Raw genomic sequence first — 23248 nt, 5'->3', positions numbered from 1 at the left:
CAAGCTGGCTCCTACAAATTCTCGTAGCGGTTCATATCCAGCACGCCGGCTTCCACCGGTTCAGTCTGCTGGATATACGCCGACATATCGTGGAAATAGCGCCAGAACTCGGGATGCGTACGGCGAATGCCCCAGCGCTCGACAACCTTCTCAAACGCTGACTGATCACGCGTCTGTTCCAGCGCTGCAACGAAGTCCGCCACCTGCTCTGCCGGAACATTGAAGATAAAGTTCGGGTAGCTGCTAAGCACACCGGGATACACCGTCAGGGTATCCAGCGCTGGCTGGTAGCGCAGTTCCTCGCCCAGCATAAAGGCCACATTGCTGTGCGCACGGTTGCGCAGCAGGCTGTAAACCTCGCGCTGCCCGTCAGTCAGCTCCACGCGTAACAGGGTGGCTTCCGGCAACTGATTGATCACCTTAAGCGTGCCCCCTGGTTTACCGGTCAAGCGACTCAGGGATTGTTCGGCACGCTGTAGCTCGGCGGTTATGCCGGAGCGATGACAATGCGCACCCGTGCAGCGGTTGATCGGATCGGGTCGCGCATTCAAGCTGCCATAACGCTCCAGCAGGGTTTCGACAAAGCTGCGTTTAGGGTCACCTGCGATCAAGTGCAGCGCACTCGGGCTGTCACTGTCGATGGCCTGATAGTCCAGCCAGATTTTCAGCTTGCCGCTGCTCTGGTACCAATCATCCAGATAACTCTTGCGTGACTCGGCCGGCATCAGACGCAGGAAGTTGACCTCGGCACCATTGCGGATCAGGTCAAAATACAAACGGGTCTGCGCCTGGTGTGAAACGTTACCAAACACATCGAAGTTCACCACCAGTTGGTAGTAGGTGCGCTCCAGCAGTGGGTAATCCATCCACCAGAGGGTTTGCGGCACTTCACCAATCAGCCCTTTGCGCACCGAGGCGCTATCGTGCTGGCGGAAGATCGACAGCAAGGCATTGTCGTTGCCGGCCCAGATATGCGACCAGCTAGGTGCGGGAGCATCGGCATAACGCTGCATACGCAGCGCTTCATAGGCATTGCGTTTGTCCCGGTAGCTGCGCCACAGGCCCGGCAGATCGGTGATGCCATCAAGCTGCCCCGGCATGGCCAACAACGCGGTGGCCTCCTCGCGGTATTCGGCATCAGTGATATAGAGATCGTGCTGCGGGTCCTGAAACAGCGCCCAGAAGTTGTCGCGAATCACATCCGTGGCAATCTGCCCGCGGCATACCGGGCCGCGAATAAAGGTACGCACGAAGTACTCGGCGTTATCCAGCATGAACTGATAGCGCGCCTGGGCCGGAATCGCGGCAAAGGTCTCGAATGGGTTGGCACGGCGCTGCAGGCCATAACCAGGCACGGCGTCGGCCTGCCAGTCACTGGCAAAGAACAACTCCTTGACCCGCGCCAGCTTGGCCGCACTCAACCCGTAGGTGATGTGGGTCTTGTGCACAATCACGCCCTGCACCGGGATCAACCGGTAATAGAACTCGGTGCCTGGGTCATCATTGGGTCGCCGCGTGGCGATGACATCCACTGGTTGGCCACTGGGCGTGCGCGAACGCACCATCTGGAAGAAGTGCCCCGGCTCGCCACCGGCAAAATGCAGGTGGGCGAGAAACAGGTGTTCGTAGAGCCAGCGTGACACCAGCGCCTCGCGGGCACCGGGGGCGTTCATAAAGGCTTCCCAAGTGGCGACCTGCTGCGCCTCGGTGGCGCTGGCCTGCAACGCCTGCTGATCGACCGGCGCGCCCTGCTCGATCCAAGCTTGCAGCGTCTGGTAGTCGGCCTCAGTCAAACCGGTCACCGCGAACGGCATGCCGGCTTGCGGATTCTTGCGGGCGAACTCGGCAAATTCCTGTGGTAGCGGGCATTGGTTGGCGCGGTTGATACTGATATCCAGCTGCGCCGGCAACTTGCTGTTGGCGGCCAGCGGCTGCTGGTGCCCAAGCTCCAGCATGCGCGCCATCAGCGCCGCCTGACTGCCCTGCGCATCCAGCACCGAGGTAAAGCCCTTGCGCCGCCAGGCCGCCTGGTCATGCGCGTCGAGAAACAGCCGCGTAGTAGCCTGAGCCTGAGTGCGCGTACCGTTGTATACGGCGGCTTTGCTCGCCCCACGTTCGGCCCCTGCGGCGCTGCCCAGATTAAGCTGGCACGGCGCGTCATAGCAGGCATGGCAAGCCACACAGTTCTTGGTAAAGATCGGCTGCACGTCGCGGCTGTAGGAAACCGGCTGCGCCGCCTGCAGCGAGCCGATGAACAATAAACACGCGCCAAGCAGTAAGCGGCAGAACATAAGCACATCCCTGAAAAGGCCAAGCGCCGATTCTAGCTGGCGCCAGGCAAGCAAGGCGAATCAACAAACATGAGCAGGATTCATGTGAAAGCGCAGACCACTGCAAAAGCACGCAGCTTTGCTATCATCGCCGCCTTTGTTTCCGCTCCCCAGGTAGTTCCCCATGTCCGATCGCACCGCCCGTCTCCACGCTCTGCAGAAGGCTCTTTCCGAGCGCATCCTGATCCTCGACGGCGGCATGGGCACCATGATCCAGAGTTACAAGCTGGAGGAAGCCGATTACCGTGGTGAACGCTTCGCCGATTGGCCGCAGGACGTCAAAGGCAACAACGACCTGCTGATCCTCAGCCGTCCGGACGTGATCGGCGCCATCGAAAAGGCGTATCTGGATGCTGGCGCGGACATCCTCGAAACCAACACCTTCAACGCCACCCAGGTGTCCCAGGCCGACTACGGCATGGAAAGCCTGGTGTATGAGCTGAACGTTGAGGGCGCGCGTCTGGCCCGCAGCGTGGCCGATGCCAAGACCCTGGAAACCCCCGATCGCCCGCGTTTCGTCGCCGGCGTACTGGGCCCAACCAGCCGCACCTGCTCGATCTCCCCGGATGTGAACAACCCTGGCTACCGCAACGTCACCTTCGACGAGCTGGTGGAAAACTATGTGGAAGCCACCCGCGGCCTGATCGAAGGCGGCGCGGACATGATTCTGATCGAAACCATCTTCGACACCTTGAACGCCAAGGCGGCGATTTTCGCTGTGCAGGAAGTCTTCGAGCAGCAGGGCTTCGAGCTGCCGATCATGATCTCCGGCACCATCACCGACGCCTCCGGCCGTACCCTGTCCGGGCAGACCACTGAAGCCTTCTGGAACTCGGTGCGCCACGCCAAGCCGATTTCCGTGGGCCTGAACTGCGCCCTCGGTGCCAGCGACCTGCGCCCATATCTGGAAGAGCTGGCCAACAAAGCCGACACCTTTGTCTCCGCGCACCCCAACGCCGGCCTGCCGAATGCCTTTGGTGAGTACGACGAAACCCCGGCGGAAATGGCCGTAGTAGTTGAAGAGTTTGCCGCCTCGGGCTTTTTGAACATTGTCGGCGGCTGCTGCGGCACTACGCCGGCGCATATCCAGGCGATTGCCGAAGTGGTAAGCAAATACCCGCCGCGCGCCATTCCGGATATTCCCAAGGCCTGTCGCCTGTCCGGCCTGGAGCCCTTCACCATCGACCGCAACTCGCTGTTTATCAACGTCGGCGAGCGCACCAATATAACCGGTTCGGCCAAGTTCGCCCGGTTGATCCGCGAGGACAACTACACCGAAGCCCTGGAAGTCGCCTTGCAGCAGGTCGAAGCCGGCGCCCAGGTGATCGACATCAACATGGATGAGGGCATGCTCGATTCACAGAAGGCCATGGTCACCTTCTTGAATCTGATTGCCGGCGAGCCGGACATCTCCCGCGTACCGATCATGATCGACTCCTCCAAGTGGGAAGTGATCGAAGCCGGCCTGAAATGCATCCAGGGCAAGGGCATCGTCAACTCGATTTCGATGAAGGAAGGCGTCGAGCAATTCAAGCACCACGCCCGTCTGTGCAAACGCTATGGCGCCGCCGTGGTGGTCATGGCCTTCGACGAGGTCGGTCAGGCTGACACCGCCGAGCGCAAGCGCGAGATCTGTCAGCGCAGCTACGACATTCTGGTCAACGAAGTGGGCTTCCCGCCGGAAGACATCATCTTCGACCCGAACATCTTCGCCGTGGCCACCGGCATCGAGGAGCACAATAACTACGCGGTCGACTTTATCGAGGCCTGCGCCTATATCCGCGACCACCTGCCCTATGCCTTGTCGAGCGGCGGCGTGTCCAACGTGTCGTTCTCCTTCCGTGGCAACAACCCGGTGCGTGAAGCGATTCACTCGGTGTTCTTGTACTACGCAATCCAGAACGGCCTGACCATGGGCATCGTCAACGCCGGCCAGTTGGAAATCTACGACGAGATTCCCAAAGAGCTGCGCGACGCGGTGGAGGACGTGGTGCTCAACCGCAACGCCGGCGCCACCGAAGCGCTGCTGGCGATTGCCGACAATTACAAGGGCGACGGCAGCGTCAAGGAAGCGGAAACCGAAGAGTGGCGCACCTGGAACGTGGTTGAGCGGCTCAAGCACGCGCTGGTCAAGGGCGTGACCACGCACATCGTCGAAGACACCGAAGAATGCCGCCAGCAATGCGCGCGCCCAATCGAAGTGATCGAAGGCCCGTTGATGGCTGGCATGAACGTGGTCGGTGACCTGTTCGGCGCGGGCAAAATGTTCCTGCCGCAGGTGGTCAAGTCCGCCCGCGTGATGAAACAGGCGGTGGCGCACCTGATTCCGTTTATCGAGGCCGAAAAAGGCGACAAGCCGGAAGCCAAGGGCAAGATCCTCATGGCCACGGTAAAAGGCGACGTGCACGACATCGGCAAGAACATCGTCGGTGTGGTCTTGGGCTGCAACGGTTACGACATCGTTGACCTGGGCGTGATGGTGCCGGCCGAGAAAATCCTGCAGGTGGCCAAGGACGAGAAGTGCGACATCATCGGCCTGTCCGGCCTGATCACCCCATCGCTCGACGAGATGGTGCATGTCGCCCGTGAAATGCAGCGCCAGGATTTCCACCTGCCGTTGATGATCGGCGGCGCCACCACCTCGAAAGCCCACACGGCGGTGAAGATCGAACCCAAGTACCAGAACGACGCCGTGGTGTACGTCACCGACGCCTCGCGTGCTGTGGGCGTAGCCACTCAGCTGCTGTCCAAAGAGCTGAAAACGGATTTCGTTGAGCGCACTCGCCTCGACTACATCGAAGTGCGCGAGCGCACCGCCAACCGCAGTGCACGCACCGAGCGTTTGAGCTACGCCGCCTCGGTCGCCAACAAACCGCAGTTTGACTGGGCCAGTTACCAGCCCAGCGTGCCGAGCTTTACCGGCGTCAAGGTGCTGGACAACATCGACCTGGCGACCCTGGCCGAGTACATCGACTGGACGCCGTTCTTTATCTCCTGGGACCTGGCCGGCAAGTTCCCGCGCATCCTCACCGATGAAGTGGTCGGCGAAGCGGCAACGGCCTTGTACGCCGATGCTCAGGCCATGCTGAAAAAGCTGATCGACGAAAAGCTCATCAGCGCCCGCGCGGTCTTCGGCTTCTGGCCCGCCAACCAGGTGAATGACGACGATCTGGATGTCTACGCCGACAACGGCGAGAAACTGGCCACCCTGCACCACCTGCGCCAGCAGACCATCAAGCCAGACGGCAAGCCGAACTACTCGCTGGCCGACTTTGTTGCACCGAAAGACAGCGGTATCACCGACTATGTGGGCGGCTTTATCACCACCGCCGGTATCGGTGCCGAGGAAGTGGCCAAGGCCTATCAGGACGCCGGCGACGACTACAACTCGATCATGGTCAAAGCCCTGGCCGACCGCCTGGCCGAAGCCTGCGCCGAGTGGCTGCACAAAGAGGTGCGTACCACGTATTGGGGTTATGAGCCGGACGAGCAGCTGTCCAACGAGGAGTTGATCAAGGAAGCCTATAAAGGTATCCGCCCCGCTCCCGGCTACCCGGCCTGCCCGGACCACACCGAGAAGAAAACCCTGTTCGCCCTGCTTGACCCGGCGGCCGAGTTCAACAAGGCCGGCAACAGCGGTGTATTCCTTACCGAACACTACGCCATGTTCCCGGCAGCCGCGGTGTCCGGCTGGTACTTTGCTCACCCGCAGGCGCAGTACTTTGCGGTCGGCAAAATCGACAAGGACCAGGTGGAAAACTACACCACCCGCAAGAAGCAGGACTTGAACGTCAGTGAGCGCTGGTTGGCGCCCAACCTGGGCTATGACAACTAAGTAACACCCTCGCTACTGGCCCAATAAAACAGGCCCAATAAAAATGCCGCTCACCTATCAGGTGAGCGGCATTTCTTTTACCTGGAAGGCGCTTTAGCGGCGGGCTTTAAACAGCTGCTTCGCGGCTAAAGCCTCTCCCACAGGGTGTGGCTGCCTCGGGTTACTGCTGCAGTTCCTGCTCAGTAAACATATCGCTGAAAAGCATGCTCGACAGGTAGCGCTCGCCGGAGTCCGGCAGGATCACCACAATAGTCTTGCCCTGCATGCCCGGCTCGTTGGCCACGCGCAATGCCGCCGCCATAGCCGCACCACAGGAAATCCCGCAGAGAATCCCTTCTTCACGCATCAGACGCAAGGCCACGGCCTTGGCATCGTCATCGGTCACCAGCTCAACCCGGTCAACCATGCTCAGGTCAAGGTTGCCTGGAACAAAACCGGCGCCGATGCCCTGGATCTTGTGCGGGCTGGGTTTGACTTCATCACCGGCAATGGTCTGGGTGATCACCGGCGAGCTGATTGGCTCGACCGCCACCGAAAGGATCGGCTTGCCCTGAGTGTTTTTGATGTAGCGCGAAATACCGGTGATGGTACCGCCGGTGCCTACGCCTGCCACCAGTACGTCAATCGCGCCCTCGGTGTCGTTCCAGATTTCCGGGCCGGTGGTCTTTTCATGGATCGCCGGGTTGGCCGGGTTGTTGAACTGCTGCGGCATAAAGTAGGTAGCAGTGTCAGAGGCGGCGATTTCCGTGGCCTTCTCAATGGCGCCCTTCATGCCCTTGGCCGGCTCGGTCAGCACCAGTTCGGCCCCCAGAGCCTTGAGCACCTTGCGCCGCTCCAGGCTCATTGAAGCCGGCATGGTCAGCAGCAGCTTGTAGCCGCGCGCAGCAGCCACAAAGGCCAGGCCGATGCCGGTATTGCCCGAAGTTGGTTCGACAATGGTCATGCCGGGTTTGAGCACGCCGCGCTCCTCGGCATCCCAGATCATGCTCGCGCCGATCCGGCACTTCACCGAGTAGGCCGGGTTGCGCCCCTCGATCTTGGCCAGGATGGTTACCCCAGCCGGCCCCAGGCGATTGATGCGAACCAGCGGGGTGTTGCCGATAGCTTGTGCGTTGTCTGCGAAGATGCGGCTCATGGCGAGGTCCTTGTGCAGTGGTTGCCGAAAGTCAGCCAGACTAAAACGCCCGCCCGCCTGCGTCCAGCCTGGCAACAGAGGCTGGGTGACCCGCCATTCAGTGACTGAATGGCCCGTCTGCGTTCACAGTCACCGGGGCTGCGCGTTATAGTCTGTTTTTTCAAATACTGAACCCGCAGGTATGGCCCTGCGCGTTACCGTTCGAGGATTTACCGATGAAGTTCGAAGGCACCCAGTCCTACGTCGCCACCGACGACCTCAAGCTCGCGGTCAATGCCGCCATCACCCTGCAGCGTCCGCTGCTGGTCAAAGGCGAGCCGGGCACCGGTAAAACCATGCTGGCCGAACAACTGGCCGAATCCTTCGGTGCGCGCCTGATCACCTGGCACATCAAGTCCACCACCAAAGCCCATCAAGGCCTGTACGAGTACGACGCGGTCAGCCGCCTGCGCGATTCGCAGCTGGATTCCGACAAGGTTCACGACGTACGCAACTACATCAAGAAAGGCAAGCTGTGGGAGGCCTTCGAGTCCGAAGAGCGCGTCATTCTGCTGATCGACGAAATCGACAAGGCCGACATCGAGTTCCCCAACGACCTGCTGCAAGAACTCGACAAGATGGAGTTCTACGTTTACGAGACCAACGAGACGATCAAGGCCAAGCAACGCCCGATCATCATCATCACCTCGAACAACGAAAAGGAACTGCCGGACGCCTTCCTGCGCCGCTGCTTCTTCCACTACATCGCCTTCCCGGATCGCGCGACCCTGCAGAAGATTGTCGATGTGCACTACCCCGACATCAAGAAGGACCTGGTCGCCGAAGCGCTGGACGTGTTCTTCGACGTGCGCAAGGTGCCAGGCCTGAAGAAGAAGCCGTCCACCAGCGAACTGGTCGACTGGCTGAAACTGCTGATGGCCGACAACATCGGCGAAGCTGTGCTGCGTGAACGCGACCCGACCAAGGCCATCCCGCCACTGGCCGGTGCCCTGGTGAAGAACGAGCAGGATGTGCAGCTGCTGGAGCGCCTGGCCTTTATGAGCCGCCGCGCTTCGCGCTAAGCAGTGGCCGCGGGAGGCGAATCCATGCACAGCGGCAGTTGCCTTTGCGCAGCAGTGAAATACCGCATCGATGCACCTATCGAGTCGGCGACTCATTGCCACTGTTCGATGTGCCGCAAAGCCCATGGCGCGGCATTCGCCACTTACGCCAATGTGCGGCGCAAGGATTTCCACTTCACCCAAGGCGAGGAATCACTGGGTATCTACCAGTCCTCGCCGGGGGTAACGCGGACCTTTTGCAAACACTGTGGCTCGACCCTGCAGTGGTACAGCGAACAGCCCCACCCGAACTGGCTGTCAGTCGCGCTGGGCACGCTGGACACGCCAGTGGGGGAAATCGCGCAAAAGCATATTTTTCCGGAATCGAAGGCCGACTGGTACGCCATCAACGATGGCCTGCCATTGGAGCGGCGCTCCTAGCGCCATAGTCAGTTGAATTCACGAGGGCGCAGCCATGCTGCTCAACCTGTTTAACGAAATGCGCGCCGCCAAGGTACCGGTGTCGGTGCGCGAGCTGCTCGATCTGGTCAACGCGTTGAAACACAACGTGGTGTTCGCCGATATGGACGAGTTCTACTTTCTCGCCCGCGCCATTCTGGTCAAGGACGAGCGGCATTTCGACAAGTTCGACCGCGCGTTCGGCGCCTACTTCAAAGGCCTGGAAAACCTTAACCAGCATATCGAGGCGTTAATCCCCGATGAGTGGCTACGCAAGGAGTTCGAACGCTCGCTGACCGACGAGGAACGCGCCAAGATCGAATCCCTCGGCGGCCTGGACAAGCTGATCGAGGAATTCAAGAAGCGCCTTGAGGAGCAGAAGGAACGCCACGAGGGCGGCAACAAGTGGATCGGCACCGGCGGCACCAGCCCATTTGGCTCCGGCGGCTTCAACCCGGAAGGCATCCGTGTGGGTGACGCTGGCAAGCGCCAGGGCAAGGCGGTCAAGGTCTGGGATCAGCGCGAGTACAAAAACCTAGATGATCAGGTCGAGCTGGGTACACGCAATATCAAGGTGGCCCTGCGTCGCCTGCGCAAGTTCGCCCGCCAGGGCGCGCAGGACGAGCTGGACCTGGACGGCACCATCGACCACACCGCGAAAGACGGCGGCCTGCTGAATATTCAGATGCGCCCGGAGCGGCGCAATGCGGTGAAACTGCTGATCCTGTTCGACATAGGCGGCTCGATGGACGCCCACGTCAAGGTCTGCGAAGAGCTGTTTTCCGCCTGCAAGACCGAGTTCAAGCATATGGAGTACTTCTACTTCCATAACTGCGTGTACGAGTCGGTGTGGAAGAACAACCTGCGCCGCACGTCAGAGCGTTTTTCCACCCAGGACCTGCTGCACAAGTACGGCGCGGACTACAAAGTGGTGTTTGTCGGCGATGCGGCCATGGCGCCCTATGAGATCACCCAGGCCGGCGGCAGCGTCGAGCACTGGAACGAGGAGCCGGGTTACGTCTGGATCAAGCGCTTTATGGAGAAGTACAAGAAGCTTATCTGGATCAACCCCTACCCCAAGGACACCTGGAACTACACCGCCTCGACCAACATCATGCGCGAGCTGGTGGAAGACCAGATGTACCCACTGACTCTGCAAGGCCTGGAAGAAGGCATGCGCTTTCTCTCCAAGTAAGACCAACGGGCCCAACAGGGCCCGTTTTGTTTAGCCTGCCGTACCGCTAGCGGTCAGGCAGTCGACCAGCTCCGCAGCAAATCCTGATAACAGCTCGCGCTTGCGCACACAGACCTTCAAGTCCCGCTGCGCCCAGGGTTCTTCCAGCTCAATCACCGCGAGCGGTGCCCCAGCCGTTACGGCACTGCGCGGCACCATGCCGATACCCACGCCTGCACTGACCATGCGACACACCGCCTCAAAGCTGCGCACCTGAATCCGCACCTCCAGATGTCGCCCCAGCGCGGCGGCAGCATTCATGGTGAAGGTGTGAATCGCCGAACCTGAATGCAGCATGACAAAGGGATAATCCAGTACCTCGGCAAACAGGCTGCTGGTAAGCGTGGCCAGCGGGTGATCAGTCGGTGCAATCAGCACCAGGCGGTCGGCTCGGTATGGAATCAGCTCAACCTCGGCACCTTCCATCGTCCCCGCTACCACGCCGACTTCCACCTCACCACGCGCCACCGCCATCAATACATCGGGACTGGTGTGTTCCTCCAGAGAGATACTGACTTGCGGATGACGCTGCAAAAACGTCGCCAGGCTGTCGGGCAGAAAGGTATGGGTGGCGTGGGTGTTGGCCCACAGGCTGACATGCCCACGCACGCCTTTGGCGTAGGGCGTCAGGTCGGCATGCATCTGCTCAAGCTGGGCAAATACCTGGCGCGCATGGCGCAGTAACGCCTCGCCGGCGCGGGTCAGGCTGACGCCGCGCGGTTCGCGGAGCAGCAGCGGCGTGCCAATCGATGCTTCGAGCTGACGCAGGCGATGGCTGGCCGACGAGGCCGCCAGGTGCACGCGCTCAGCCCCACGGGTGAGTTTTTTTGCCTCGGCGATGGCGACAAACAGGCGCAGATCAGTCAGGTCATATTGCATAGCGTTAGTTAAATCCGAACGATCCGTTATGGAAAAGCCAATTCCAAGGCAATTCTATACCCTTCATCATTCGGCACAGCACAACACGTAAGGATTCACCCCAGATGCCATGGAAAACCTGGTCAACTGAGCGCGTGGGTATCGCACTGGCGATCCTTGCCGCCTTTGGCTTCTCGTTCAAAGCCATCTTCGTCAAGTTGGCCTACGCCGCCGCGCCGGTGGATGCCGTCACCCTGCTCGCCCTGCGCATGAGCTTTGCCCTGCCCATCGCCCTCTGGGCCACGCTGTGGCTGTGCCGCAACGCACCACCGCTGACCCGTAAGGACTGGGGCATGCTGGTGGCGCTGGGGCTGCTCGGCTACTACGGCGCCAGCATCCTCGACTTCATCGGCCTGCAGTACATCTCGGCGGCGCTGGAGCGCTTGATCCTGTTTATCTACCCGACCATGACCGTGCTGATCGGCGTGCTGTTTATGGGCAAGCGCCTGGAGAAACGTCAGATTGCCGCACTGCTGCTGACCTACGCCGGTATCGGCCTGGCCTTCGCCCATGACCTGCAGGTGGCAGAAGACCTCAAGGCGGTGCTGATCGGCGCGGCATTTGTTTTCGGCTCGGCGTTGTCCTACGCGCTGTACAGTTCCGGGGCCGAAGTGGCGATTCATCGGTTGGGCACCATCCGCTTTGCGGCCCTGGCAATCATCGTTTCCACCTTTGCCACGCAGCTGCACTTCCTCGCCACCCAGCCGTTCAGCGCCCTACAACTACCGGTTGAGGTGTACGCCTACAGCGCAGCGATGGCGATTTTCTCCACGGTGCTGCCGATCTTCTGGCAATCGGCTGCGCTGCGTCTGATCGGTTCGGCGCGTACCGTGCTGATTGGCACGCTGGGGCCGATTCTGACGATTGTCTTTGCCTGGATGCTGCTGGCAGAACCGGTGTCGCTGGCTCAGTTGGCAGGCGCCGCTTTGGTACTGGCGGGGGTGTTGCTGGTGTCGCGACGTAAGGCACTGGCCATTCAAGCAAAGCCTGTTAACCAAACTGACACCGCCCAGAGCCGTGCCAAACCCGTTTCATCAAGCCACTAGACTGACGGCTGCAGCTGTCCGTGGGAGGGGCTTTAGCCGCGACGCATTCAGGCCTGCAAGAGCTGTCGCGGCTAAAGCCCCTCCCACAAAGCCCCTCGCTAAGACCAAAAGGCTGATCGTAAAACCTAGCGCCAGTGCCGCTGCTGCACCTTCTGGCTGTGGCCCGCGCCAAACAGCATGCCGATCAGCAGCGCCAGGCTTTCCAGTAGCCAGGCCAGCAGCAGTGCACAGGCGATGCCCCAGGCGATGGCTTCCGGGGCCAACAGCACCTGGTAGCGGTAAGCGGCGAAGGTTTCCGCCATCAACTCATGATCAGCCGCGGTGGCCAGATGCCAGACCTGAGCGTACCAAGGGCCTTGCATGGCCTTGCTTTCACGCTCCAGAAAGGCCGAACGCTCGACCAGCGTACCCAGGCTCTGCGCGTCACTGCGCATTACCGGGTCAGCGCTGGCCTGGTAATGGCCGACCAGGGCCACCAGATCGCCTTTGAAAAAGCGCTTCGCCGTTTCCCGGAAGCCTTTGAGGCCCAGCTCCGATTCGATGCGATGGGCTTCGACGCGCTTGCTGTAGTCATCAATAAAACCCGGCACCTGGACGCCAATCAGCAACCCTAGGGCAAACAAGGCCAACCGCAGATAGCTTCTAATCATCTCCCCTCCCCATTCAGTCCGTCAGGCCCTGCGCGATGCATTCGCCGCCACGCCACAAGCGCCATTCTCCCGGCTGGTACAAGGTCCAGCTCTCGTTATCAGTCAAGGGCTCAGTGGCCAGCACCGTGACCACATCGTTGGGCGTGGTTTCTGCCTGGAAATCCACCTGCATATCGGCATCTTTCAGGTGCGCCGGGCCAAACGGTGCGCGCCGGGTGATATGCGCGAGCTTGCTGGAGCAGAAGCTGAACAGCCAGTCGCCGTCGCTGAGCAGGCAATTGAACACGCCGTGCTGACGATAACCAACGCAGGCGTTGACCAAGGTAGGCAACAACACATCCACCGCCACAGGTTCGGGAAAGGCCTGACGCAGGCGATTGAGCAAATCACAGAAGGCCGCTTCGCTGTCGGTGTCGCCAATCGGCCGGTAGTTATCCAATTGCGGTGTTAAATCAGCCAGCTGGCCGTTATGCGCAAAGCACCAGTTGCGCCCCCACATCTCGCGGACAAACGGATGGGTGTTGGCCAGACAGACCCGGCCGACATTGGCCTGGCGAATATGGCCAATTACCACTTCGCTCTTGATCGGGTAGCGCTGCACCAGCTGCGCCACCTCCGACTCGCTGCTCGCACGCGGGTCCTGAAACAGACGCAGGCCGCGCCCTTCATAAAAACCGATGCCCCAACCATCACGGTGCGGGCCAGTACGTCCGCCGCGCTGCATCAGCCCGGTAAAGCTGAAGACGATATCGGTCGGCACATTGGCGCTCATGCCCAGCAATTCACACATTGGCTAAAGCCTCGCGCAGTTGCTGCGCCTCAAGCGCCAACCGCGCCTCGATACGTTTGCGCGCCAACGGCAGAAAACGCGTCAGGGCGCGCCAGAGCAGCTGCATGACATCGCCGCGGCGCCGTGGAATCAGGTGCAGATGCAGGTGTGGCACATGCTGGTTGGAGGTCGGCCCGTCATTGATCAGAAAATTGATGCCCTGCTCGCCATAGCCAGCCGCACGCAGGGCGGCGGCAATCCGCTGCGCCAATGGCAGCAGCGCATCTGCGGCAGCAGTGGAAAGGTCCTTGAGAAACGGCGCGTGCTCGCGGCTGACGATCAGCACATGAGCCGGGCGCAAGGGGAAGATATCCAGCAGGACGATAAAGTGCTCGTCCTCATAGATACGCTCGGCAGGCAGTTGCTCGGCGGCAATTGCACAGAACACACACTCCATAACCCCTCCTTATTTTTGCTGGGCCATGCTGAACGGCTGTGTGCGTTGGCGCAAGGGCAGCGGCATCGGACGCCGCCGCTTGCGTTACAGACGGGGTTCTACGCGCAGGCGGCGGTCGCCACGGGCATCGTAACGGGTGTCGCCAAAATCCTGCTCGTCGCGCGACATCATCTCGCGCAGGGTCGGCTCGTCATCGGCTATCGGCGCAGGCCCTTTACGCCCTTGCCACCAGCGCTCTATAGGCCAGCGGATGGTGACAAACAGCAGGTACAAGCCAAATACAATCAGGCCATACATGCTCAAATCCGCCACTGCGCGCCAGGCGTTGTTACCGACGCCAAGCAACAGGTCCATTGCGGTGATGGCAATAGAGGGGGCGAATTGCTCCTTGCCAGGGTCGACAATGGTCGGGCTGAACAGCAGCACCAATACCAGCACGCGCAGCGGCTCACGCAGGTAACGCCACATCCAACTGGTCAGGCGAAACCACACCAACAGACAACCAAGAGCCGCCAGCAGATAGGCGCCCCAGGCAAGCAGGTAGTCGTTTTCAGTCATAAAACACACATTCTCTGACATGGAAGACCGGGTGGCGCATGCATAAAAGCACGTAGATTTCAGCAGCTGACGGTCAAAGTGGCGCTTATGATAACGGCTTTTGCCTGCCTCGGCGTCCCCGCTGTCGGCCGTCATCCACAGGAGTTTTTCATGCCCCACGCCCCCATCGCCCGCGTCGAGAACGCTGCCGACCCCTATCGCTGGCTGGAAAACCGCGACAGCACTGAGGTGCTTGATTACCTCAAAGCGGAAAATGCCTACCTGGAACAGCAGCTCAGCGAACAATTGACGCTGCGCGAAAGCCTGTTTCAGGAGATCAAGGGCCGCATCCGCGAAACCGACCTCAGCCTGCCGTCGCCCTGGGGGCCCTATCTGTATTACCAGCGCACCACCGCTGGCGATGAATACCCAAGGCATTACCGCTGCCGCAAACCCGTCGATGGATCGCTGACGGTCGATGAGAGCAGCGAACAGCTGCTGCTCGACCCCAATGCCCTGGCCGATGGCGGCTTTATTTCGCTGGGCGCCTTCAGCATCAGCCCGGATCACCAGCGCCTGGCCTATAGCCTGGACACCAGCGGCGAGGAAACCTACCAGCTGTTCATCAAGGAACTGGCCGACGACCGCCTGATCGAGCTGCCGTTCAAGGACTGCGACGGCAGCATGACCTGGGCCAACGACAGCCAGACCCTGTTCTTCGGCGAGTTGGACGACACCCACCGCCCGTACAAGCTGTATCGCCACCGCCTCGGCACTGACGCGGCCGAGCTGGTATTCCACGAGCCGGACGGGCGCTTCTTCCTCAGCTGCTACCGCAGCAGCTCCGAGCGCCAGCTGATTCTGCAACTGGGCAGCAAGACCACCAGCGAAGCCTGGGTGCTGGATGCTGCCACCCCACACGCCGCGTTCAGCTGCGTGGCCCCACGCGAAGAAGGCCACGAGTATGACGTTGACCACGGCATGCTGGATGGGCAATGGCGTTGGCTGATACGCAGCAACCAGCACGGCATCAACTTCGCTCTGCTGTACGCCAATGAAGCCGCCCCACAACGAGCCCATTGGCAATTGCTGCGCGAGCATGACCCACAGGTGATGCTGGAAGGCGTCACCCTCAATCAGCAGGCCCTGATACTCAGCCTGCGCGAGAACGGCCTGCCGATTATCGAGGTGCAGCCGCAGGGGCAAGCGACCTACCGCGTGCAGCTGCCTGACGCCGCCTACAGCCTGTATGTGCAAGACAGCCTGGAATTCGACAGCCCGGCGATTCGCCTGCGTTATGAAGCGCTCAATCGCCCGGCGCAGGTGCGTCAGCTGACGCTGACCACGGGCGCGCAAGTGGTACTCAAGCAAACCCCGGTACTCGGACCGTTCGATGCCGACAGTTATGTCAGCCAGCGCTTATGGGCCACTGCCGCAGACGGCAGTCAGGTGCCGATCAGCCTGGTGGCCAAACGCGACGTGCTCGGCAGCCCTGCGCCGCTCTACCTGTATGGTTACGGCGCTTATGGCGAAAACCTCGACCCCTGGTTCTCCCACGCGCGCCTGTCGCTGCTTGAGCGCGGTTTTATCTTTGCCATCGCCCATGTGCGTGGCGGCGGCGAGCTGGGCGAAGCCTGGTATCGCGCCGGCAAGCTGGAACACAAACAGAACTCCTTCGACGACTTTATCGGCTGTGCCGAACACCTGATCGCCAACGCTTATACCAGCGCTCAGCAACTGGTGATCAGCGGTGGTAGCGCCGGCGGTCTGCTGATGGGCGCGGTGCTCAACCAGCGCCCCGAGCTGTTTGCAGCCGCCATCGCCGAGGTGCCGTTTGTCGATGTGCTCAACACCATGCAGAACCCCGACCTGCCGCTGACCGTCACCGAATACGATGAATGGGGTGATCCAAGCCAGCCTGATGTGTTTGAACGCATCAAAAGCTACGCACCCTACGAAAACGTGAAGTCACAGGACTACCCGGCGATTCTTGCCGTAGCCGGCTACAACGACAGTCGCGTGCAGTACTGGGAAGCCGCCAAATGGGTGGCCAAGCTGCGTGCGCAGAAAACCGACAGCAACCTGCTGCTGCTGAAAACCGAACTGGATGCCGGCCACGGCGGCATGAGCGGCCGCTATCAGGCGCTCAAGGATGTCGCCCTGGAGTACGCCTTTATCCTCAAGGTGCTGGGCCTGGTTTGAGTCCACCTCGCCGCTCTGCCAGCCGGAGTTATATGGCTTGGCAGAGCGGCGCAGGCTCAGAGTAATTCGCGCTAAACAGCGGACGTTTAGGGCGAAAAATTACTTGACCGTTCATGCAGATTTAACCTGCCTGACGTGCAAGTTCGACTAGGCTGAACGGCACGCTGGCGCACTGCCATCTCACCCATTCAACTGCCTGCTCACCATGGACGGTCCGTGATGAAAAACTGGAAGATCAGAACCCATTTATTGCTTCTTTCCGGCTGCCTGCTGTTCGGCCTGATCTGCGTCGGCGGCCTTGGCTTGTATGGCCTGCAAACTACCGTCAAAGGCCTGCAGACGGTGTATCTGGATCGCGTGGTGCCACTTCGCGACCTCAAGCTGATTGCCGACCTGTACGCCGTTAATATCGTCGACGCCACGCACAAAGCGCACAGCGGCGAGCTGGATGACAAGGCGGCGCAACAGCTGATCGAGCAAGCTCAGGTGCGTATCGAGGAAACCTGGAATGCCTACCTGAACACCAGCCTGATTGCCGAAGAAACCCGGCTTATCGAGCAGATCAAGCCGCTGATGGAACAGGCCCGGCAACCACTGGATGAGCTGCAAAGCCTGCTCAATCGTGGCGATAAAGTCGGCATCGACGCCTTTGCCAGCCAGCGGCTTTACCCATTGATTGACCCGCTCTCGGAAAAGTTTGCCGAACTGATCGACGTGCAACTGATTGAAGCCAAGCGCCAATACCAGCTGGGCGAAGCCGCCTATGCCAGCAACCTCAACCTGAGCATCAGTGTATTGCTGATTGCCCTGCTGATTGGTCTGGCGCAGGTGTTCTATTTTATTCGCCTGATGAGCCGGCAACTGGGCGCCGAACCTGGCGAGCTGGAAGAGATCAGCGCACGCATTGCCGAAGGCCGCCTCGGCGGCGGCAAGAGTCTGGGCAACCAGGTGATGACCGGCGTGATGAAATCCGTGCAGAGCATGCGCCGTGGCCTGCAGGACATGATCGGCAATATCGGCGAAGCTTCGGAACAGATCGAGTGCGCCACCCTGCAACTGGCCGCCTCCTCCGAACAGGTACTGACCAGCGCCAACGTGCAAAGTGACACCGCCTCAGCCATGGCCGCCACCGTCGAGCAACTGGCAGTAAGCATCAATCACATTGCCGAAAACGCTCAACAGACCTACGACATGGCCAAGAAAGCCGGCGATATGACCGACGCAGGTATTTCTGTAATGGCCCGCGCCACCACAGAAATGCACAAGATCGCCGAGCTGGTGGCCGAAAGCTCGCAGGATGTCGAAACCCTGGCCGCGCAATCACGCAATATCAGCGCAATTGTCGACGTGATTCGCGGCATTGCCGAACAAACCAATCTGCTCGCCCTGAATGCCGCCATTGAAGCCGCGCGCGCCGGCGAGCAAGGCCGCGGCTTTGCCGTGGTCGCCGATGAGGTGCGCAGCCTGGCTGGGCGCACCGCCCACTCGACCACGGAAATCATCGCCCTGGTCGATGCCATTCACAGCGGCATGCACAAGGCGAAAAACAGCATGGCCGCTGGCTGTGAGCGGGTCAGCATTGGCACTCAGCTGGTGGATCAGGCTAGCAGTTCGATGACCGGGATTCGCCAGGCCCTGAATGAATCACTGCAGGCGGTCAGCGTGATCTCGCTGTCGCTGCAGGAGCAACGCGCCGCCAGCGAACAGGTGGCCATGAGCGTGGAGCGGGTAGCGCAAATCGTCGAAGAAAACTCGGCGGCTCAGGGCGGCATCGTTCAAGCCATTCAGGCCCTGCAAGCCATGTCCGGGCGTTTGCAAGGCGTCATGCAGCGTTTCAGTTTCTAGATTCATATCGCACCAGCGCCACTCGGCGGCAGGCACCGGGCGGCGCTGGCAAGCGTGACGGCCGACGGCTAAGGTCAACGTATGCGACAGATGTCGCGCCATCCCAGGCTGCCGTCCATGCCCGCCCAGTCACAATTAATTGATGAAATACGCGACATGCTGCTCGACTGCGGCCTGTTTGACAGCCTCACTCCGAACGAGCTGCTCAGCGCCGCCGGCTACTTCAACATCAGCAAATGTGCCCCGGAGGCCAGCATCTGCCGCGAGGGCGACCCCGGCACCTTTATGTGCATCATCCATGCTGGGGCCGTCTCGGTGCGCAAGATCAACTCCAGCGGCGAAACCATCGAACTGGCCAAGCTGCGCAAGGGTCGCGCCTTTGGCGAGATGGCAGTGCTCGACGGCGAGCGCCGCTCGGCCAGTTGCATTGCCGTGAGCGACTGCAGTCTGCTGATGCTGGCCAGGGACTCCCTGGACAAGATGCTCGGCGAAGCGCCAAAGACCGCCGCCAAGGTGATTCGCGCCATCGCTATTGCCATGTCCCGGCGTTTGCGTATGGCGGATGGACAGTTGGTCGAGCAACAGCTTTAGCGACTAGCCACTCACTCGTCGGACTTTGGCAGCGGCTGGGTATTACGTTCGCGCTGTTCTTTCAGCAACGGCAGCTCCTGATCGCGACGTGGCTGGCTGGACTCCGGCAGCGGTGCCTGCTTGAGCAACGGCGGATTATTGTGGCTTGGCGCCGGCAGATGCTGCAGCGCAGCCGGTGCGTAGGGTTGCGGCGTTGCCGTGCCTGGGGCACCCGCTGCAGGACCCGTGGCGGGCATTTTCGGCGGTTGTTGAGCCAGCAGCGAGGTGCTGACCAGCGCGCTTACAAGAAACAACAGAGTCGTCAGGCGCATGCGGGTATCTCCCATACAGTTACTCAGTTGGGCCGCAACCACGGCGTTAAGTGCCGCACGGGCGGTTCTCACTGACCACCGGCAAGGCTAGACTGGCGGCATGACCACCGTGCGAGATTCCAGATGAGCAGCGACAAATCCCCCTCCGCCACCGGCAAGCTTGACCGCATTCTCGCCGAGGCCCAGCGCACGCGCGAAGAAGGCTACCGCGACAAGGCGCTGAAGATGTACCCGCACGTCTGCGGCCGCTGCGCCCGCGAGTTTTCCGGCAAGCGCCTGAGCGAGCTGACCGTGCACCACCGCGACCACAATCACGACAACAACCCGCAGGACGGCTCCAACTGGGAGCTGCTGTGCCTGTACTGCCACGACAACGAACACGCGCGTTACACCGACCAGCAGTACTTCAGCGAAGGTTCGCTCAGCACACCGAAGACCGCCCAGGCGACCCACAACCCCTTCGCCGACCTGGCGGCCAGGATGAAGAAGAACTGATCCGTAGCCCGGATTGCATCCGGCTACGGCATTGTCCAACGGCGGTAACCGACTTGGTTTCGCTGGTGCCGGCCCTAGCCAACCTGCTCATTGGCGATGCTGTAGGGCCTTATATCGCCAGCGAGCTGACTCCTACAAAAATCAGTACGCGGCCATACAGGTATACTCGCGTCTTTTTGTCGCCCGCCCCCTTGGCGCGGCCTCAATAATCCCTTCGAAAATTCTGTGCGAGTGCCACCGTGGCCAACAAGAGATATGCCTGCATCGGCCTGTTCAACCCCAAATCCCCGGAAAACGTTGGTTCGGTAATGCGCGCAGCCGGCTGCTATGGCGCCGCCTCGGTGTTCTACAGCGGTAAACGCTATGCCCGCGCCCGCGACTTCGTTACCGACACCCAGCGTATCTACATGGATATTCCGCTGATCGGTGTGGAGGACCTGCAGCAGATCATCCCCATCGGCTGCACGCCGGTGGCCGTGGAGCTGGTCGAAGGCGCACGGCCGCTGCCGCAATACACCCACCCCGACCGCGCCATCTATATCTTCGGTCCCGAAGACGGCTCATTGAGCAAGGAAGTCCTCGACTGGTGTGAGGACGTGATCTACATCCCCACCCAGGGCTGCATGAACCTCGCCGCGACCGTCAATGTGGTGCTCTACGACCGTATGGCCAAAGGCATCAACACCAAGTCCGGGCCTGGGCTCAAGTAGGCAGCAACATAGTGCACATATGACCCGGACAAGGAGCGTCGCATCGGCAAAACCCTCCGCTTTCTTCCAGAAGAAAACACTAATCTGAGCGCATTAAAAGAACTGTGAAACGCTGACCTTGATATTGCGGCCAACACCCGAAACCGCTTCGCCAAGGTAGGGGTAGTACTCGCGGTTAAACAGGTTATCTACCGCAAGGCGTGCCTCAAAACCCTGTATCTGACTCGGCTGCCATGTGGCGAACAGACCATGTAAGGCATATCCCTGGCTCTCAGGAAGACTCCAGCCACTTGCTAATGGATCGTCATCCGCCGGAGAGCGATCCTGTTTGCGCACAAAATTACCCGTCCACCCAAAAGCCATATCAACTTCCGGAACTTTCACCCCTAAAGTGGCTACAGCTTTACGTGGCGGGATTTCTGCTATCCAAGTTTTTTCACCCCATGGATTACGTGGAGAGGCATCGCGCTGACCACGAATGTAGGAAACAGAAAGGCTGCCAAACAATCTTGTGCTGTCGTAAAAAGATTCGACTTCCAAGCCCTCAATCGTATACCCAGGCAAATTGCGGTTATTACTCAACGGCTGGGCACATACACTATTACCAGCCCCCGTACTGATCTGTTCTTCACATGAAATACCAGTACGTTTGAAGATTTCATCCTTGCCACGATTTCTGAATAGCGTGGTACGGACCTGCAGATTATCTCCGTCACGCAACATGCCATTGAAGTTGGCGATACTGCCTAGACGGACACCACGAATGCGCTCTGGATCCAGGCTGCGGCTTGTGGCAGGGACACTGCTCAAAGAACTCTGTACCTCATAAATTTCATCGATTAGCGGTGCACGCCAGGTCTTGCTGTAGTCCGCGAAGAACGCCAAATTGTCTGTAGCCGTCCAGAAGATCCCCAGGCGTGGTGACCAACCACTGTAGGTCACACTGCCGAAATCATGACCTACTGCCGGATTGGGGTTGTTGAAGCGTGAAGCCAGGTTAGGTTCACCCCGGCTGTACACTTGGTCATAACGTAATGCGGGTGTAATGGTCACCGAACCAATGGTAATCGCATCCTGGATATAACCACTGCGGGTTTCCTGCTCACCAGATGGCATGTAATAAGGCTGGAGAAGGCCGTAGTTATAGGTTTTATCTTTGGTTTTACTGAGATCCAACATAAGCGTATCGCGCTCATGCCCATGCCACTGCGCACCGATCATCACCACGTGATCAAAAAGGCCTGTCGTAAAGCGACTTTCGTTATTCAGCTCAGCAAGCCTATCGGTGTAATCAACCCAACTTTCATTGCCCAACGATGAAGCAAACCCTGTACTCGCATTAGCCGGGCGCTTGTCATGTTGATCGGTTTTTGAATAAGCGTAGCTAGCCGTCATATTAATTAACGGGTTATCCAACGGCGCGTAGTTCCATTTGAGCGAGTAGTTTTCGTCGTCCTGATCGCGATAAACCAACTTGCGTTTCCAGGCACCATCAAGACCGTACTTAGCAATCTCCGCCGCAGTCGGTGCTGCCATTTCGTCGCGTTTGGCCGCAAAGGGCTCCCAAGCATTACTGCCGGACTGCATAGCCGACAGAGTGATGACATGCTCGTCATTTAGACGCAAATTGCTCTTGAACAGAAAGGCATCAAGACTGTTGGAGGAATATTCAAAACGCGTGCCATCCGGACGTTTGATGTTGTCCCCTTCACGCCCATTGAGGAACAGCAGCGCATCCAGCATACGACCCTCGGTCTGCCCATAGACTGCTCCACTGTAGACTTCCTGGTGATCATTGCTGTGATAACCGTACTTCAGAAAAGCACCAACATTTTTGCCATCACGGAGCAGGTCAACTGGGTCCTTGGTATCGACTTTAATCACCCCACCGAAGCCACCATTGCCATACATCATGCTATGCGGACCTTTATCGACCTCCACATGCTTGATCAACTCGGGCTCGATAAAAACTGAGCCTTGACGGTACTTCTCAAAGCCCTTCGGCGCACCATCGAGTATGACTTTTACGTCCTCCACATCACCCATACCCCATATATTCAGCGTCTGCCCTCCGGGTCTTGGCGAACCGCTGGAACTGACTCCAGGCAAAACGTCGAGCAGTGACGCGATATTGTCTGCCTGCTGACGGTTTATATCCTCCTGAGTCAATACTGATTTTCCTACGCTTTGACTGGTTATCCGGTTACCCATCACCGTGGTGCTACCAAGTACGATGGTATTGCTGCTTTCGGTTGAAGCTTTCGCCTGACGGCGGACAACATAACTTCCATCTGTTTCGATCAATTCCAGTCCCGAATTACCCAGCAGCTTCTCCAGCGCATCGCGCGCGCTAAAGCTTCCCAGCAGCGCCGGAGCCTGTAGGTCACGCAATTGCGATTCATCGAAAAGGATCTGCAACTGGCTCTGCTGAGCCAGTGCGGTGATGGCGCTGGCCATCGGTTGTGCCGGCAGGTTGAAGCTGAACTCCTGAGCCAGAACACTGCCACTGAGCAGGCAGGTGACCATGGCGGTGCTGGCACAGAGCTGACGTAGGGCGAAACGGGTGGTGCGGGTTTTCATGCAAGTCTCCCAGATACTGCAAAACCGCCCTCGCATAAGGCGGACAACAGGAAGACGCAGCAGGCCGAGAAACCCACATATGCAAATGCAAAATATTTTCATTT

At 59.6% G+C, this 23248-nt stretch carries 19 protein-coding genes and 1 pseudogene; 11 read left to right on the top strand and 9 right to left on the bottom strand.

The window, feature by feature from the left end; all coding sequences use genetic code 11:
* Positions 1 to 11: 11 nt before the first annotated feature.
* Positions 12 to 2291 carry a fatty acid cis/trans isomerase gene (locus tag ACOCLD_RS11970; protein WP_422909319.1) on the bottom strand — a complete coding sequence of 760 codons (2280 nt, stop codon included), beginning with the start codon at positions 2289 to 2291 and terminating at the stop codon, positions 12 to 14.
* A gap of 163 nt (positions 2292 to 2454) precedes the next feature.
* On the opposite strand from ACOCLD_RS11970, the gene metH reads away from it, so the two are divergent.
* Positions 2455 to 6165, top strand: a complete 3711-nt coding sequence (metH, locus tag ACOCLD_RS11965; RefSeq protein WP_422909318.1) for a methionine synthase — start codon at positions 2455 to 2457, stop codon at positions 6163 to 6165.
* Positions 6166 to 6325: 160 nt separating this feature from the next.
* Here metH and cysK read toward each other — a convergent pair whose 3' ends face one another.
* Positions 6326 to 7300: a cysteine synthase A gene (cysK, locus tag ACOCLD_RS11960; RefSeq protein ID WP_422909317.1), complete on the bottom strand. Its 975-nt coding sequence runs from the start codon at positions 7298 to 7300 to the stop codon at positions 6326 to 6328.
* 215 nt (positions 7301 to 7515) lie between these two features.
* Between cysK and ACOCLD_RS11955 the strand changes: the two genes are divergently transcribed.
* From ACOCLD_RS11955 to ACOCLD_RS11945, 3 genes are read left to right on the top strand one after another with little or no spacing between them, the layout of a single operon-like run.
* Positions 7516 to 8361: an AAA family ATPase gene (locus ACOCLD_RS11955; protein ID WP_233684776.1), complete on the top strand. Its 846-nt coding sequence runs from the start codon at positions 7516 to 7518 to the stop codon at positions 8359 to 8361.
* Positions 8362 to 8385: 24 nt separating this feature from the next.
* Positions 8386 to 8781, top strand: a complete 396-nt coding sequence (locus tag ACOCLD_RS11950; RefSeq protein ID WP_422909316.1) for a GFA family protein — start codon at positions 8386 to 8388, stop codon at positions 8779 to 8781.
* Positions 8782 to 8815: 34 nt separating this feature from the next.
* The gene (locus ACOCLD_RS11945; protein WP_422909315.1) at positions 8816 to 9994 is read left to right on the top strand and encodes a vWA domain-containing protein; all 1179 of its coding nucleotides are present in this window, start codon (positions 8816 to 8818) and stop codon (positions 9992 to 9994) included.
* 30 nt (positions 9995 to 10024) lie between these two features.
* On the opposite strand, the gene ACOCLD_RS11940 is transcribed toward ACOCLD_RS11945, so the two are convergent.
* Positions 10025 to 10912 carry a LysR substrate-binding domain-containing protein gene (locus ACOCLD_RS11940; protein ID WP_422909314.1) on the bottom strand — a complete coding sequence of 296 codons (888 nt, stop codon included), beginning with the start codon at positions 10910 to 10912 and terminating at the stop codon, positions 10025 to 10027.
* 104 nt (positions 10913 to 11016) lie between these two features.
* On the opposite strand from ACOCLD_RS11940, the gene ACOCLD_RS11935 reads away from it, so the two are divergent.
* Positions 11017 to 11997, top strand: coding sequence for a DMT family transporter (locus tag ACOCLD_RS11935; protein WP_422909313.1), 981 nt, complete (start codon positions 11017 to 11019; stop codon positions 11995 to 11997).
* Between the two features lie 125 nt (positions 11998 to 12122).
* Here ACOCLD_RS11935 and ACOCLD_RS11930 read toward each other — a convergent pair whose 3' ends face one another.
* The 4 genes from ACOCLD_RS11930 to ACOCLD_RS11915 form a co-directional block, all read right to left on the bottom strand.
* Positions 12123 to 12647: a DUF2937 family protein gene (locus tag ACOCLD_RS11930; RefSeq protein WP_422909312.1), complete on the bottom strand. Its 525-nt coding sequence runs from the start codon at positions 12645 to 12647 to the stop codon at positions 12123 to 12125.
* Positions 12648 to 12660: 13 nt separating this feature from the next.
* Entirely contained in the window at positions 12661 to 13437 is a 777-nt protein-coding gene (locus ACOCLD_RS11925; protein ID WP_392539979.1) for a class II glutamine amidotransferase, read from the bottom strand.
* Complete coding sequence (locus ACOCLD_RS11920) at positions 13430 to 13873, bottom strand: HIT family protein (protein WP_257778534.1); 444 nt, start codon at positions 13871 to 13873, stop codon at positions 13430 to 13432. The genes ACOCLD_RS11925 and ACOCLD_RS11920 overlap by 8 nt, the downstream gene beginning before the upstream one ends.
* Before the next feature lie 84 nt (positions 13874 to 13957).
* On the bottom strand, positions 13958 to 14431 hold the full coding sequence (locus ACOCLD_RS11915; protein ID WP_422909311.1) for an MFS transporter: 474 nt from the start codon (positions 14429 to 14431) through the stop codon (positions 13958 to 13960).
* A gap of 150 nt (positions 14432 to 14581) precedes the next feature.
* Between ACOCLD_RS11915 and ACOCLD_RS11910 the strand changes: the two genes are divergently transcribed.
* The 4 genes and pseudogenes from ACOCLD_RS11910 to ACOCLD_RS11895 all read left to right on the top strand — a co-directional run bounded on the left by ACOCLD_RS11910 (position 14582) and on the right by ACOCLD_RS11895 (position 19048).
* On the top strand, positions 14582 to 16612 hold the full coding sequence (locus tag ACOCLD_RS11910) for a S9 family peptidase (protein WP_422909310.1): 2031 nt from the start codon (positions 14582 to 14584) through the stop codon (positions 16610 to 16612).
* 219 nt (positions 16613 to 16831) lie between these two features.
* Positions 16832 to 17359: pseudogene (locus tag ACOCLD_RS11905) on the top strand (MCP four helix bundle domain-containing protein); the annotation flags it as partial.
* Positions 17360 to 17461: 102 nt separating this feature from the next.
* Entirely contained in the window at positions 17462 to 18457 is a 996-nt protein-coding gene (locus ACOCLD_RS11900; protein WP_422911799.1) for a methyl-accepting chemotaxis protein, read from the top strand.
* A gap of 117 nt (positions 18458 to 18574) precedes the next feature.
* Complete coding sequence (locus ACOCLD_RS11895; protein ID WP_422909309.1) at positions 18575 to 19048, top strand: Crp/Fnr family transcriptional regulator; 474 nt, start codon at positions 18575 to 18577, stop codon at positions 19046 to 19048.
* An 11-nt stretch (positions 19049 to 19059) separates the two neighbouring features.
* Here ACOCLD_RS11895 and ACOCLD_RS11890 read toward each other — a convergent pair whose 3' ends face one another.
* Positions 19060 to 19359 carry a hypothetical protein gene (locus tag ACOCLD_RS11890; RefSeq protein WP_422909308.1) on the bottom strand — a complete coding sequence of 100 codons (300 nt, stop codon included), beginning with the start codon at positions 19357 to 19359 and terminating at the stop codon, positions 19060 to 19062.
* Between the two features lie 123 nt (positions 19360 to 19482).
* On the opposite strand from ACOCLD_RS11890, the gene ACOCLD_RS11885 reads away from it, so the two are divergent.
* Positions 19483 to 19854, top strand: coding sequence for a YajD family HNH nuclease (locus ACOCLD_RS11885; RefSeq protein WP_422909307.1), 372 nt, complete (start codon positions 19483 to 19485; stop codon positions 19852 to 19854).
* 239 nt (positions 19855 to 20093) lie between these two features.
* Positions 20094 to 20564 (top strand): RNA methyltransferase, encoded by a 471-nt coding sequence (locus tag ACOCLD_RS11880; protein ID WP_422909306.1) that lies wholly within the window; start codon positions 20094 to 20096, stop codon positions 20562 to 20564.
* Positions 20565 to 20657: 93 nt separating this feature from the next.
* Here the strand turns inward: ACOCLD_RS11880 and ACOCLD_RS11875 are convergent, their stop codons facing one another.
* Positions 20658 to 23144 (bottom strand): TonB-dependent hemoglobin/transferrin/lactoferrin family receptor, encoded by a 2487-nt coding sequence (locus ACOCLD_RS11875; protein ID WP_422909305.1) that lies wholly within the window; start codon positions 23142 to 23144, stop codon positions 20658 to 20660.
* Positions 23145 to 23248 lie beyond the last annotated feature (104 nt).

The organism is Pseudomonas cimarronensis (assembly GCF_049331905.1).
Classification (GTDB): domain Bacteria; phylum Pseudomonadota; class Gammaproteobacteria; order Pseudomonadales; family Pseudomonadaceae; genus Aquipseudomonas.
This window is presented reverse-complemented; position numbering and strand designations above follow the sequence as displayed.

What these genes read in the sequence shown, in the direction of transcription:
- ACOCLD_RS11970 (WP_422909319.1), bottom strand. Translation starts at nt 2,291, where the DNA reads ATGTTCTGCCGCTTACTGCTTGGCGCGTGTTTATTGTTCATCGGCTCG.
- metH (WP_422909318.1), top strand. Translation starts at nt 2,455, where the DNA reads ATGTCCGATCGCACCGCCCGTCTCCACGCTCTGCAGAAGGCTCTTTCC.
- cysK (WP_422909317.1), bottom strand. Translation starts at nt 7,300, where the DNA reads ATGAGCCGCATCTTCGCAGACAACGCACAAGCTATCGGCAACACCCCG.
- ACOCLD_RS11955 (WP_233684776.1), top strand. Translation starts at nt 7,516, where the DNA reads ATGAAGTTCGAAGGCACCCAGTCCTACGTCGCCACCGACGACCTCAAG.
- ACOCLD_RS11950 (WP_422909316.1), top strand. Translation starts at nt 8,386, where the DNA reads ATGCACAGCGGCAGTTGCCTTTGCGCAGCAGTGAAATACCGCATCGAT.
- ACOCLD_RS11945 (WP_422909315.1), top strand. Translation starts at nt 8,816, where the DNA reads ATGCTGCTCAACCTGTTTAACGAAATGCGCGCCGCCAAGGTACCGGTG.
- ACOCLD_RS11940 (WP_422909314.1), bottom strand. Translation starts at nt 10,912, where the DNA reads ATGCAATATGACCTGACTGATCTGCGCCTGTTTGTCGCCATCGCCGAG.
- ACOCLD_RS11935 (WP_422909313.1), top strand. Translation starts at nt 11,017, where the DNA reads ATGCCATGGAAAACCTGGTCAACTGAGCGCGTGGGTATCGCACTGGCG.
- ACOCLD_RS11930 (WP_422909312.1), bottom strand. Translation starts at nt 12,647, where the DNA reads ATGATTAGAAGCTATCTGCGGTTGGCCTTGTTTGCCCTAGGGTTGCTG.
- ACOCLD_RS11925 (WP_392539979.1), bottom strand. Translation starts at nt 13,437, where the DNA reads ATGTGTGAATTGCTGGGCATGAGCGCCAATGTGCCGACCGATATCGTC.
- ACOCLD_RS11920 (WP_257778534.1), bottom strand. Translation starts at nt 13,873, where the DNA reads ATGGAGTGTGTGTTCTGTGCAATTGCCGCCGAGCAACTGCCTGCCGAG.
- ACOCLD_RS11915 (WP_422909311.1), bottom strand. Translation starts at nt 14,431, where the DNA reads ATGACTGAAAACGACTACCTGCTTGCCTGGGGCGCCTATCTGCTGGCG.
- ACOCLD_RS11910 (WP_422909310.1), top strand. Translation starts at nt 14,582, where the DNA reads ATGCCCCACGCCCCCATCGCCCGCGTCGAGAACGCTGCCGACCCCTAT.
- ACOCLD_RS11900 (WP_422911799.1), top strand. Translation starts at nt 17,462, where the DNA reads ATGAGCCGGCAACTGGGCGCCGAACCTGGCGAGCTGGAAGAGATCAGC.
- ACOCLD_RS11895 (WP_422909309.1), top strand. Translation starts at nt 18,575, where the DNA reads ATGCCCGCCCAGTCACAATTAATTGATGAAATACGCGACATGCTGCTC.
- ACOCLD_RS11890 (WP_422909308.1), bottom strand. Translation starts at nt 19,359, where the DNA reads ATGCGCCTGACGACTCTGTTGTTTCTTGTAAGCGCGCTGGTCAGCACC.
- ACOCLD_RS11885 (WP_422909307.1), top strand. Translation starts at nt 19,483, where the DNA reads ATGAGCAGCGACAAATCCCCCTCCGCCACCGGCAAGCTTGACCGCATT.
- ACOCLD_RS11875 (WP_422909305.1), bottom strand. Translation starts at nt 23,144, where the DNA reads ATGAAAACCCGCACCACCCGTTTCGCCCTACGTCAGCTCTGTGCCAGC.